The 12,787-nt window shown below is 71.7% G+C and carries 8 protein-coding genes; 5 read left to right on the top strand and 3 right to left on the bottom strand.

From position 1 onward, the window contains the following. The first annotated feature begins 145 nt into the window (after positions 1-145). On the top strand, positions 146-1,630 hold the full coding sequence (locus tag ACZ7PG_RS40700; protein ID WP_470244529.1) for a LacI family DNA-binding transcriptional regulator: 1,485 nt from the start codon (positions 146-148) through the stop codon (positions 1,628-1,630). A 26-nt stretch (positions 1,631-1,656) separates the two neighbouring features. Here ACZ7PG_RS40700 and ACZ7PG_RS40695 read toward each other — a convergent pair whose 3' ends face one another. Beyond that, positions 1,657-2,709 (bottom strand): lytic polysaccharide monooxygenase auxiliary activity family 9 protein, encoded by a 1,053-nt coding sequence (locus tag ACZ7PG_RS40695; RefSeq protein WP_470244528.1) that lies wholly within the window; start codon positions 2,707-2,709, stop codon positions 1,657-1,659. A 166-nt stretch (positions 2,710-2,875) separates the two neighbouring features. Here ACZ7PG_RS40695 and ACZ7PG_RS40690 point away from each other — a divergent pair, with 166 nt between their 5' ends. Both ACZ7PG_RS40690 and mgrA read left to right on the top strand, forming a co-directional pair. Continuing rightward, positions 2,876-4,069 (top strand): AGE family epimerase/isomerase, encoded by a 1,194-nt coding sequence (locus tag ACZ7PG_RS40690; RefSeq protein WP_470244527.1) that lies wholly within the window; start codon positions 2,876-2,878, stop codon positions 4,067-4,069. 34 nt (positions 4,070-4,103) lie between these two features. Then, positions 4,104-5,099 carry an L-glyceraldehyde 3-phosphate reductase gene (gene mgrA, locus ACZ7PG_RS40685; protein WP_470244526.1) on the top strand — a complete coding sequence of 332 codons (996 nt, stop codon included), beginning with the start codon at positions 4,104-4,106 and terminating at the stop codon, positions 5,097-5,099. Here mgrA and ACZ7PG_RS40680 read toward each other — a convergent pair. Next, positions 5,096-6,232: a cellulose-binding domain-containing protein gene (locus tag ACZ7PG_RS40680; RefSeq protein ID WP_470244525.1), complete on the bottom strand. Its 1,137-nt coding sequence runs from the start codon at positions 6,230-6,232 to the stop codon at positions 5,096-5,098. The two genes, mgrA and ACZ7PG_RS40680, sit on opposite strands and share 4 nt — an antisense overlap. 442 nt (positions 6,233-6,674) lie before the next feature. Here ACZ7PG_RS40680 and ACZ7PG_RS40675 point away from each other — a divergent pair, with 442 nt between their 5' ends. After that, on the top strand, positions 6,675-8,177 hold the full coding sequence (locus ACZ7PG_RS40675; RefSeq protein ID WP_470244524.1) for a cellulase family glycosylhydrolase: 1,503 nt from the start codon (positions 6,675-6,677) through the stop codon (positions 8,175-8,177). Between the two features lie 62 nt (positions 8,178-8,239). On the opposite strand, the gene ACZ7PG_RS40670 is transcribed toward ACZ7PG_RS40675, so the two are convergent. Further along, positions 8,240-10,954, bottom strand: coding sequence for a cellulose binding domain-containing protein (locus ACZ7PG_RS40670; RefSeq protein WP_470244523.1), 2,715 nt, complete (start codon positions 10,952-10,954; stop codon positions 8,240-8,242). Between the two features lie 342 nt (positions 10,955-11,296). Between ACZ7PG_RS40670 and ACZ7PG_RS40665 the strand changes: the two genes are divergently transcribed. Next, positions 11,297-12,682: a sugar porter family MFS transporter gene (locus ACZ7PG_RS40665; protein WP_470244522.1), complete on the top strand. Its 1,386-nt coding sequence runs from the start codon at positions 11,297-11,299 to the stop codon at positions 12,680-12,682. Positions 12,683-12,787: the final 105 nt, after the last annotated feature.

Below are 12,787 nucleotides of genomic sequence, written 5' to 3'. Positions count from 1 at the left end.
GGGAGCGCTCCCGGACGGAGTGTTGTTTCCGGGACCGCCGGGTGTCAAGGTGCGCGACGGCGGGTGTCCGGGCGGACACGCATTCGCGTCCGGAACTTTCGTGCGGGGAATTCATGCGGGGAATCTCATGCGGGGAAGGAATGCGATGAAGCGTCCGACGATCACCGACATCGCGCGGGAGGCCGGCGTGTCGAAGGGCGCGGTGTCGTACGCGCTCAACGGCCGCCCGGGCGTCTCGGAGGCGACCCGGCACCGCATCACGCGGATAGCGCGAGAGCTGGGCTGGTCCCCGAGCAGCACGGCGCGCGCCCTGTCCGGCGGCCGGGCGGGGGCGATCGGGCTGGTGCTCGAGGGCCCGTCGGAGGCGTTCTTCCCGGCCCTGCTCGACGGGTTCTCCCCGGAGCTGCTGGTCCGGATCGCCCCGGGCCGCGACGAGGCATTGGCGGTGTACCGCCGCTGGCGCGCGGAGCGCAAGGTGGACGGAGTGCTGCTCACGGGCCCGGACTGCGCGGCGGAGCTGGTGCGGATCGGCCTGCCGGCGGTGGTGCTGGGCGGACCGGGCGGGCTACCGGGCGTGCCGTCGGTCCGGCTGGACGACACGGCGGGAGCGGCGGAGGCCCTGGAGTACCTGGCGGCGCTGGGACACCGGCACGTGGTCCGGATCCCGGGGGCGGCGGCGTTCGCGGAGGAGGGGGAGCGGGCGGCGGCATTCGCAGGGGAGACGCGGCGGCTGGGGTTGTCGGGTGGGCAGGCCGGCTCGGCGTGCGGTCTCGGAGAGCGCCGCGGTGCTGGGGGCGGAGGTGCGGGGCGGGCCGGGCCGCCGACCGCGGGCACGGCCGATCGCGGCGGCTCGTGGGCCGCGGGTCCCCTGGACGGGGGTGGGCGCTTCGGCGGGAGCCCGGCGGCTGGTTCGGCCGATCGCGGCGGCCCGTGGGCTGCCGGTCGGCTGGATCGTGGTGGGCCTCCCGGCGCTGACCCGGCACTCGGTTCCGACGATCGCGGCGGCTCGTGGGCGGCGGATTCCCTGGACGGGGGTGGGCGCTTCGGTGCGGGCCCGGCGGCTGGTTCGGCCGATCGCGGCGGTTCGTGGGCTGCCGGTCGGCTGGATCGTGGTGGGCGTCCCGGCGCCAGCCCGGCAGCTGGTTCCGACGGCGGCGGCGCGGGGCAGGCCGGGTTGCGGGCCGTCGGCGGTCGCGGTGACCTTCTCGGGGCGATTTCGGCCGCCGGTCAAGGAATCCGGCCCGCCGCCCCTGCAAGCCGGGCCTGGCCCGCTCGCGAAACCACCCTCCACATCGAACCCTCGGCCGATGCGATCCGCCGCATCCTCACCGCCCACCCGCCGCCCACCGCGCTCCTCTGCGACACCGACTCCCTCGCCGTCGCGGCGCTTGTGGCCGCCCGGGAACTCGGGCTCGCCGTGCCCGGGGAACTCTCCGTGGTCTCCTGGGACGACTCCGAACTCTGCCGGCTCGTGCGGCCCGCCCTCTCCGCGATCCGGCGGCCGCTGCCGGAGCTCGGGGGGCTTGCCGCTTCGATGCTGCGGGACCTGATCGCCGGGGACGACGTCGGGGACGTCCTGGCTTCGCGGCCGCGGCTGATCACGCGGGGCAGCACCGGCCCCGTCCACTGAACGGGGCCGGTGCCGCCCAACGGGACTCAGCTCCCCTGACAGGTCGGTGACGGCTGGGCCGGGTTCGTCCCCGCCGCGTTCACCACCAGGCCGAACGTCGTCTCGCCGTCGGGGGCGACCGCGCCGTTCCAGTCGGCGTTGCGGACCGTCACCACCGAGCCCGACTGGCTCAGCGTGCCGTTCCAGACGCTGCCGATCGTCTGGCCCGTCGGCAGCGTCCAGCCCACCTGCCAGCCGCGGTAGGCCGTCGTGCCGTGGTTCATCACCGTCACCGTCGCCTGGTAACCGCCGCTCCAGGCGTTCGTCACCTCGTACATCGCCATGCACGAACCACCCGACGGCGGTGGCGTCGTCGGTGTCGTCGGCGGGGTGCCCGGGTCCTTCACGCCCGTCACTTCGCCGTGCCCGCCGTCGAACGTGACGTCCGAGCAGCCGTAGAACGTCTCGGCGCTGTCGGAGCGCTTCCACACCGAATAGATGACGTGCCGCCCGGACTTGTTCGCCGGCAGCGCGCCGGTCCACTTGTACTGCCCGTCGACCGTGCCGACCTGGCCGGTCACCGGCGGGTGGTCGATCGTCAGGAACGGCTGGTCCTCCAGGGAGTCCCAGGTGAGCGGCTTCGACGGGTCCCACCCGTCCTTCGTCACGTACGTGTAGAACCAGCCCGGGTGCGCGGCCCACGCGTTGTAGGAGAAGTCGAACGAGGCCCCGGACGTGAGGTGGGTCAGCGGCCAGTCGCCGACCTGGTCGAAGCCGGCGTAGCCCGGGTTGCCGCCGGAGCACAGCTTCCCGTCGGGGATGAAGCCGCGCGTGCGCCCGGCGCCGTCGGACCGCAGCACGGCGAACCAGTTGTACAGCGAGTTGGCGCCGCTGGTGGCCACCGCGGCCGCGCAGGCCGGGTTCTGCGGGATGATCTGGCCGGTCGAGCTGAGCCCGTCCTGCCAGCACAGGAACGTCCGGCTGCCCGGTTTCATCAGGGCGCCGTGCGCCTCGGCCGTGCCGGTGTTCAGCAGGATCGCCGTCAGGCTCGCCAGCAACACGGTGACGGCGGCGAGGATCGTACTTCGTCTCCTGGTCACGTCTGTCCCTTCGTCGGGTAGCGTGCGTCGAAGACTGGGAGCGCTCTCACGATCAGGATACGCGGTGGTGGTCGCTTCCGGAATCCCGCGGTGACGACCGGCGGCGCCGTGGCCTACCTTGGCGGAGGTAGCCGATCACCGGGCCGGCCGTGGAGAAGGGCAAAGAGTGGACAGTCCGTCATCGGTTCCCGCCTGGGTGCGCGCCGAACCCGCCCGGCTCCTGGGCTTCGCCGCCCACGCGGCCCATCCCGCCGGCGGCTTCGCCTGGCTCGACGACGCCGGGCGCCCGGTCCTCGACCGGCCCGTCGAAACCTGGATCACCTGCCGGATGACGCACGTCTTCGCGCTGGCCCGGCTCCAGGGCGCGGCGAGCGGCGAGCAGGTCGCGCACGGCGTCGCGGCGCTGACCGGCCCGCTTCGTGATCCGGACCACGGCGGCTGGTACGCGACGACAACGTTGTCAGAGAAGCGCGCGTACGAACACGCCTTCGTCGTCCTGGCGGCGTCGAGCGCGGCCGCCGCCGGCGCCGAGGGAGCGGAAGCCCTGCTGGCCGAGGCCCTCGAAGTCGTCGAACGCCGGTTCTGGGAACCGGACGCCGGCCGCGTCGCCGACGTCTGGGACCGCGGCTGGACGCACCTGGAGGACTACCGCGGGGCCAACGCCAACATGCACACGGTCGAGGCGTTCCTGGCCGCGGCCGACGTCACCGGCGACCGCGTGTGGGCCGAGCGCGCGCTGTCTATTGTGGACCACCTGGTGCACGGCGAGGCCCGTGCCCACGGCTGGTTGCTGCCGGAGCACTACGACGCCGGCTGGCACGTCCGGCTGGAGCACAACCGGGACGAGCCGGCTCACCCGTTCCGGCCGTTCGGCGCCACCATCGGCCACCTCTTCGAGTGGGCGCGGCTGGCCGTGCACCTCAAGCGCGCACTCGGGACCGGCGCGCCGGAGTGGCTGCTGCCGGACGCGGAGGCGTTGTTCGCGACGGCGGTCCGCCACGGCTGGGCCGTCGACGGCCACCCGGGCTTCGTCTACACCACCGACTTCGCCGGGACGCCGGTCGTGCGCACCCGCCTGCACTGGGTCGTGGCGGAGGCGATCGCCGCCGCGTGGACGCTGCACCAGGAGACCGGCGACGCGGCCTACCTCGACCGGTTCCGGGAGTGGTGCGAGCACGCCGACGCGTGTTTCCTCGACCGCGAGCTCGGCTCGTGGCACCACGAGCTGGACCCGGAGAACCGTCCCGCCGCCGCGGTCTGGGCGGGCAAACCGGACATCTACCACGCCTATCAGGCGACGCTCCTGCCCGCGTTGCCACCCGCCGCGTCGTTCGCCGGCGCGCTGATCACGCGCGGCTAGACTGCGCCGGAACCCGATGCCGACGAGGAGAACCATGTCGCCTTACGCCGCCGCCGAAAACCGGTACGCGGGCATGCCGTACCGGCGGGCCGGACGCAGCGGGCTGAAGCTGCCCGCCGTGTCGCTCGGCCTGTGGCACAACTTCGGGGACGACAAGCCCCTGGACGTCCAGCGCGCGGTGCTGCGCCGGGCGTTCGACCTCGGCGTGACGCACTTCGACCTGGCCAACAACTACGGCCCGCCGCCCGGCGCGGCCGAGGCGAACTTCGGCCGGCACTACGCCGCCGACTTCCGCCCGTACCGCGACGAGATCCTGGTGTCGTCCAAGGCCGGCTACCTGATGTGGGACGGGCCGTACGGCGAGTGGGGCTCGCGCAAGAGCGTCCTGGCCAGCCTGGACCAGAGCCTCGCGCGCACCGGCCTCGACCACTTCGACATCTTCTACTCCCACCGCCCGGACCCGGAGACGCCGATCGAGGAGACCATGGGTGCCCTCGACACCGCGGTCCGGTCCGGAAAGGCGCTGTACGCGGGCATTTCCAACTACTCGCCGGAGCAGACCACGGCCGCGCTGGCCGCGCTGAAGGAGCTCGGCACGCCGCTGCTGATCCACCAGCCGTCGTACTCGATCCTGAACCGCTGGGTCGAGGACGGCCTGCTCGACACCCTGGACGAGCACGGCGTCGGCTCGATCGCGTACTCGCCATTGAGTCAGGGCCTGCTGACCGACCGCTACCTCGACGGCGTCCCGGCCGATTCGCGGGCGGCCGGCGCCAGCCCGTTCCTGACGAAGGACCGGCTCACCGAGGAGATCCTGGCGACGATCCGCGCGCTGAACGACGTCGCGAAGCGGCGCGGGCAGACGCTGGCGCAGCTGGCCATCGCCTGGGTGCTGCGGCGCGGCCGCGTCACCTCCGCGCTGATCGGGGCCAGCAGCGTCGCCCAGCTCGAGAACACCGTCGCGGCGGTCGCGAACCTGGAGTTCACCGACGACGAGCTGGCCGAGATCGACCGGATCGTCGCGGCCTAGCAGCCGATCCGGGCGGTGCCCACGGCCACGTCGTCGAACCACAGCGTGTCGGCGTCGGTGCCGTAGCTCTCCCAGCCGAGGCGCAGGTCGGTCACGGCCGGGTGCCAGGCCCGGCCGAGCCACTGCTGATCGACGTCGGGCGTGGGCACGCCGTCGACGACCAACCCGGGCACCTCGGTGCCGCCCAGCCACGTCCGCAGCTGCCCGCCGGCGCCGTCGATCGCGAACTCGAAGCACGACCAGGCCCCGGTCGGTAGCGGGACGCTCTGGGCGACGCCGGCCGGGCTCTGCGCGGGCAGCGTCGCGTCGTCGGACTCGCGGTTCCACTGCAGGGCCCGGTTCTGCCCGCCGGCCCGCAGGTCGCGGCCGCCGTCCGCGGTGTCGCGCAGCGCCATGAAGGTGACGTGCCCGGCGGGCAGCGGGGTCGTGTGGCGGACCCAGAACCGGCCGTACAGCACGCCGGAACCGGACACGCTCGTCCCGAAGAAGGCGTGGTTGCAGTAGTTACCGCCGCCGGCGACCTTCACCGAGCGGGTGCCCGAGTGCGCGACCGCGGGGTCGACGGTCACCGTGCCGGTGCCCTGGCAGTTCGCCGCGCCGACGGTCCAGCGCCCGGTCGGTGCGCTGCCGGTCTGCTGCTCGAAGTCGTCGCAGAACGTCGCGGTCCCGCACCCGGCGGGCGGCGGCGCGGACGTCGTGGTGGTCGGGGTCGGCGTCGTCGTCACCGGGGGAGCGGGGTCCCCGCACGCGACGCCGTTGAGCGCGAAGTTCACCGGGTCGGCGTTGGTCCCGCTGGAGGTGCCCTGCAGGCCGAACGAGACGGTGCCGCCGGCGGGTAGCGCAGCGTTGTAGGGCAGGCTCTCCGCGGTGACCGCGGCGCCGGACTGGCGGACGGTGGCGTTCCAGGCGGACGTCACGGACTGGTTGCCGGCGTAGTGCCAGGTGAGCGCCCAGGAGCCGAGCGCGGTGGCGCCGTTCGTCACGGTGATCTCGGCGGTGAACCCGGTCTGCCACTGGTTGACGCGGTAGCCGACCTCGCACGCCGGTGCGGCCGTCGCCGGCCCGGCCGCGACGACCACGACGGTGCTCGCGGCGAGGCAGAATCCGGCGAGGGCGGCGGCGAACCTGTGCATCGGGGCCTCCCGGGGACGCGGACAGGGGCGCCACGGCTCACGCCACGGCGCCCCTGGGTGGTGGCCGCGTTCTGATGAGGCGACCTGGCATGGGAGCGCTTCCAGCCGCCGGAAAGGTAACCCCGGTGTGTCGTCGTTGTAAAGCGCGGCCCGGACGCGAGCCGGCCCGGTGGTCCGCTTTCGGGTGCGTCGGCCGGGGTGAGCCGCAACTGAACGCTCCTGAACGGCCGAAGCCGTTGGGAGGCAAAGCATCCCGTGGTCGCGCTGCGCCACCGTCCGGCGGCGCCGGATGCGGCCGTTGGAGTGGATTCGGAGAATTCCTGGCCAAGATCACGGCGGGGTTTACAGCGTCCGGCGGCGACGGGTACTGTCCAGCGCGGCTGGGAGCGCTCTCACACCTCTGTATCGGACTCGAGCTTGTTCAGGACCAAGGGAGTGATCGATGCGTTCCGGACCAGCACTGCTCGGTGCCTTCAGCGCGCTCGCCGTCGTCGGCGCGACGACGGCGTTCACGCTCGGCACACCTTCACCTGCGTCGGCGGCGACAGCTTGCGAGGTCGGCTACACGGTGAACGACTGGGGAAGCGGTTTCACCGCCACCCTCAGCCTGAAGAACCTCGGGACGGCGCCGCTGTCCGGGTGGCGGATCAGCTATGCCTACACCGGAAACCAGCAGCTGCAGCAGGGCTGGAACGGCACGTGGGCGCAGTCCGGCAAGACCGTCACGCTCACCCCGGCGACCTGGAACGCCACGATCGCCCCGAACGCGTCGGTCACCGCCGGCGCCAACTTCGGCTACAGCGGGGCGAACGCGGCACCGACGTCGTTCAGCGTCAACGGCGAACCGTGCGGGGGCACCCAGCCGCCGACCACCACCCCGACCACCCCGACGACCCCGACCACCACCACGTCCACGCCGCCGCCGAGCGGCGCGCCCCAGCTGCACGTCTCGGGCAACCGGCTGGCCGACGCGGCGGGCACGCCGGTGACGCTGCGCGGGGTGAACCGCTCCGGCGGCGAGTTCGCGTGCGTGCAGGGCAACGGCCTCTTCGACGGGCCGATGGACGCGGCCTCGGTCGCCGCCATCAAGAGCTGGCACGCGAACGTCGTGCGCGTGCCCTTCAACGAGGACTGCTGGCTGGGACTGTCCAACGTGGACCCGCGGTACGCCGGCGCCACCTACCGCGCGGCGGTCAAGTCCTATGTGGACCTGCTGCACGACAACGGCCTGGTCGCGATCCTTGACCTGCACTGGACGCACGGCGTCTACACCGGGAACTCCTCGGCGTGCAGCGACGTCAACGCCACCTGCCAGAAGCCGATGACCGACAGCGAGCACTCGGTGGACCTGTGGACGTCAGTCGCGAGCACGTTCAAGGGGGACAATGCCACCATCCTCGACCTGTTCAACGAGCCCTACCTCGACCGCGCGGTGTCCGGCTCGGCCCAGGCGTGGACGTGCTGGCGGGACGGCGGCTCGGCGTGCTCGGGCATCGGCTACCCGGTGGCGGGCATGCAGACGCTGGTGAACGCGGTGCGCGCGACCGGCGCCACCAACGTGATCATGCTCGGCGGCCTCGCCTACTCCAACGACCTCACCGGCTGGCTGCAGTACAAGCCGAGCGACCCGGCCGGTAACTTGGCCGCGTCCTGGCACTCTTACAACTTCAACACGTGCAGCTCGTCGTCGTGCTGGGACAGCCAGCTCGCGCCGGTCGCCGCGGCGGTGCCACTGGTGGCGGGGGAAATCGGCGAGAACGACTGCGCGAGCGGGTACGTCAGCGGCCTGATGGACTGGTTCGACCGGCACCAGGCGTCCTACCTGGGCTGGACCTGGAACACCTGGCCGTGCACGTCCGGCCCGGCGCTCATCACGTCCTACGACGGCACGCCGACGGCGTTCGGCGCGGGCATCCGCGCCCACTTCCTCCTCGCGGCCGGCTGACGGGACCGGGCGTGGGGGGGCGGGGCGGCGGAATCTTCCGCCGCCCCGTTCCCGTTCCTCCGTCAGGACGTGGTGCAGGGGCTGCCGTTGAGCGCGATCGCGGTGGGTTTGCCGTTGGTGGTGCCGGACGTGCCGGTGAAGCCGAACTCGGCGCTGCCGCCCGGCGCGATCGTCTTGTTCCAGCCCGCGTCGACCGCCGAGACCGCCGTGCCGGTCTGCGTCACCTGCGCGTTCCAGGCCTGCGTCACGCGCTGACCGTCGGCGAACGACCAGGAGACCGTCCACCCGTTGACCGCGCCGGTTCCGGTGTTCCCGACCTTCACCCCGGCCTGGAAACCACCCTGCCACTGGTTCGTGACGGTGTAGGCCGCCGTGCACGACGAAGACGGCACCGGAGTGGCGGTCGTGGTCGTCGGGGGAGAAGACGTGGTGGTGGTCGTCGTCGTGGGCGGCGGCTGGTCACCGCCGGACTCGCCGATGATCACGCCGCGCCCGTTCGTGCCGACGTACACCCGGCCGTACACCCGCGGATCGCCGCTCAGCGCCGCCCCGATGTTGCCGTACTGGTGCTTGTCGTCGTTGATCCGCGTCCACGACGCGCCCGCGTCGTCCGACCGGAAGATCCCGCGCACGCCACCGATCTTCGCGATGGTGTATAACGCCGCATACGTCCGGCCGGGAGCGGCCTTGCCGAACCCGATGTTGTCGGCTTCGGTGACCCCGCTCAGCTTCGTGAAGGACGCTCCGGAGTCGGTCGAGTGCCACAGACCGTACGTCGATCCGGAGCCGCCGGCCAGCCAGACGTCGCCGGTCACACCCGCCACCGCCTTGAAGTGCACCGACGCACTGGGCAGCCCGGTGGCCGCGGTCGCGGTGAACGTCGCGCCGCCGTCGGTGCTGACGTAGAACCGGCCCGCCGCGAACCCGTAGAACCGCTTCGGGTCGACGCGGTCGGCCTCGACCACCGCGCCGGCGGGGATGCCGGCCGACGTCGTCCACGACGAGCCGAAGCCCACCGAGTAGCTGACGCCCGCGCCGTCCGGGCTCCACACGAACCGGCTGCCGTCGGCGGCCGCGGCCACCGTCCCGCCACTCGCGCCGCCGCCCGGTTCGGCGCCCTGGAACCAGTTCTTGCCGCCGTCGGTGGAGAAGGCGACGCGGTTGTCGTTCGGCCGGGCAGTCCGGTCGAGCGTGCCGGTGCGCACGATCGTCGCCGGGTTCAGCTCGGCGTAGTCCAGGCTGGTCGTCGTCGTGAACACCGGCGAGGTGAACATCGCCGACGGGACGGCGTCGAGGCTGTCGTGCCGGAACCCGCCGATGTCGCCGAGCCCGGAGAGCAGCGGCGCGCCCGACGGCGGGCTGATCAGGTCCAGCACCGCGGTCTCCTCGAGGCCGCCGACGACCGGCTTGAGCGTGATCTTCCCGCCGCTGTCCCACTTCGTGAGGTCGGACGTGCCGTAGATGGTCGCGCCGGTGCCGTAGAGCAGGTGGTTCGAGTCGAACGGGTCGATCTCCACCGACTCGGTCATCCAGCCGAGCTTCGGCGAGGGCACCGGGGGAGCGGCCTGGACGCCGAAGGTCAGCCACGGCACCGAGGAGATGTCCTGGGTGTAGCGCAGCGAGCGGTCCGGGTAGCTCGTCCAGTCCCAGATCCGCGTCCAGGTGGTGCCGCCGTCGGTGCTGCGGAAGAAGATCACGTCCGGCCACCACGACACCTGCGTCGCGACCATCAGGGTGTTCGGGTGCTGCCGGTCGATCGTCAGGCCGCTGTAGCCGAAGTAGTCGTCGGTGCTGTCGGAGGCGATCGGGCTGATCCGCGTCCAGGTCCCGGTCTTCGTGGCGTACTTCCAGACGTCGCCCTTCGCGCCGTCGTATGGGCCACCGGTGTCGCTGGTCGCGAGGTAGAGGTAGCCGCCGACCGGGTCGAGGACGCCCTTGTGCGCCAGGAACCCGGTGGGCTGCCCGGCCAGCCGCGCCCACGTCGTGCCGCCGTCGGTGCTGCGGTAGACGGTGTTCGCCTTGTCCGCGACGCCGACGTAGATCGTCTGCGTGGTGGTGCCGCGGGTGCCGGTCGACGGGTCGAACGTCACCCAGGTGACGCCCTCGTTGTCGCTGGAGTAGCCCGACGGGTCGCTCGGGTCGGGCGCGTAGTTCCCCGGGTTGGGGAAGGCGGTCACCTTCGCCCAGGTGACGCCGGAGTCGGTGCTGCGCCAGAGCCCGTTGCCACTCGGGGCGCCGAGGTAGAGGACGCTGTCGCGGTTCGGGTCGATCGCGAGCCGCTCGCCCATGCCGCGGCCGGGCATGTTGCCGCCGAGCTTGAACGGCAGCGCCGCGGCCTGCCAGGTCGCGCCGCGGTCGGCCGAGCGCAGGACCGCGCCGGGGTTCGGGTCCCAGCTGTTGGTGTACATCCCGGCCGCGGCGTAGACCCGGTTCGGGTCGACGGGGTCCGTGGCCAGGCTGACGACGCCGTTGTGGCCCCAGTCGGTCCAGCCGACCGAGTCCAGCAGCGGGATCCAGCGCCCGGTGGCGGTGTTCCAGCGGTACGCGCCGCCGATGTCGGTGCGGGCGTAGGCGAGGCCGGGTTCGGCCTGGTTGAAGATGATGCCGGGGACGAACCCGCCGCCGCCGATCTCCGCGTTGCGCCACGTGGTGGCGGCCGCGACGGCGGCGGGGGACGCCGGCGCGGCGGCGACGGTGACCGCGACGGCGACCGGCGTCAGGACGGCCAGCAGGATCGCGAGCAGGTGTCTCGGTGATCGGGAACGCGTACTTCGCACGGTTGCCTCCACAAGTCTGCCGACAGGAGGCTGGAAGCGCTTCCAGGAACTTAAACCACGGCTCGGACCAGGTCAAACGCTTCGACGATTTCGCTCGCCGACTCCGTCCACAATGGAATTCGTGAACCGGCGGAACCGGCCGTGCGTGTCCATTGTGTACCGGTTCGCGGCCGGAAAGGAAGGTGTGGCGGACGGAGCAACGTTGTGCGCCAATCGGTGTCACATATGTGAACGTCGATCACGTTTCTGAATTGTTACCAACCACTGTCTTGCCCGGTTTTTTCCGGCGTGTGAGTGTGGTGCCGCTGGCTGGACTGGACCTACGAAAGAGGCGACCCGGCAATGACGCAGACAGCCCCGGCGCGGCATATCAGCCGAACCACCTTGTACTTCTTCGGCGCGCTCGGCGGCATCCTCTTCGGTTACGACCTCGGGGTGATCTCCGGCGTGCTCCCGTTCATCGGGAAAGCCTGGTCGCTGACCGCCTGGGACAAGGGCGTGATCACCGCCAGCCTGTCGGTCGGTGCCATCGTGGGCGCGCTGTTCTCCAGCCGCATCAACGAAGCGCTCGGCAGGCGGCGCACGATCATGGTCGCCGCGGTGATCGTCATCGTGGGCACGCTGGCGGCGAGCTTCTCGCCGACGTTCGCGCTGCTCGTGATCTCGCGGCTGGTGATCGGCCTCGGCATCGGCCTTTCGTCGTCGACCGTGCCGACGTACCTGTCCGAACTGGCGCCCGCCCGGTTGCGGGGCGCGATGGGTGCGCTGAACCAGATCTTCATCGTGCTCGGCATCCTGATCGCGTTCCTGGTCAGCTACTGGCTCGGCCCGATCTCCGCGTGGCGCTGGATGTTCGCCGGCGCGATCGTGCCCGCCGCGATCCTGCTCGTCGGGCTCGCGTTCCTGCCGGAGACGCCGCGCTGGCTGCTCAAGAACGGCCAGGAAGCGGAAGCCCGGCGAGTCCTGGAGAGCGCGCACGGCAACACCGTGAACCTCGACGAGGAGATCGCGACCATCCGCGAGGTCATCCAGATGGACACCGAGGGCAAGCCGCGCTTCCGCGACCTGTTCTCCGGCTTCGTGCGCCCGATGATGATCGTCGCCATCCTGCTCGCGGTCGGCCAGCAGTTCAGCGGGGTCAACGCGATCAACGCGTACTTCCCGACGATGCTGATCGGCCTCGGCTTCGCCACGCAGGCCGCGCTGCTGTCCGGCGTGCTGCTGGGCGTCACGAAGTTCCTGTTCACCGCGTGGGTCGTGTTCGTCGTCGACCGCTGGGGCCGCAAGCCGCTGCTGCTCATCGGCAACGTGATCATGGTGATCACGCTGGTGGCGGCCGGGCTCGTCGTGCTGAACGTCCACGACACCGGCACGCGCGGCATCCTGATGCTGGTGATGATGGTGCTGTACCTGGTCGGCTACGAGCTCGGCTGGGGCGCGGTCGTCTGGGTGATGATGGCCGAGGTGTTCCCGCTGAAGTACCGCGCGACGGGCATGGGCGTCAGCAGCGTCGTCCTCTGGGCGGCGACCGGCATCGTGAGCGCGGTGTTCCCGCTCATCTCCGCCGTGGGTTCGCTCGGCATCGGCGGGTCGATGTTCCTGTTCGCCGGGATCAACGTGGTGCTGTTCGCGCTCACCAAGTGGCTCGTCCCGGAGACCAAGGGCCGCTCGCTGGAGCAGATCGAGCTCGACCTCCGGGCGCGGCAGGGGGTCGCGGCCACGAGCTGACCCCGGGGGGTAACGGGGCACGGCGGCGGGGGGGGGGGGGGGGAGGTCGTGAAAGAACCCCCCGAATGCCGCACGAAAAAAACCCCATCGACGAACCACACCCCC

The sequence above is a fragment of the Amycolatopsis sp. NPDC114504 genome (assembly GCF_055633595.1).
This window is presented reverse-complemented; position numbering and strand designations above follow the sequence as displayed.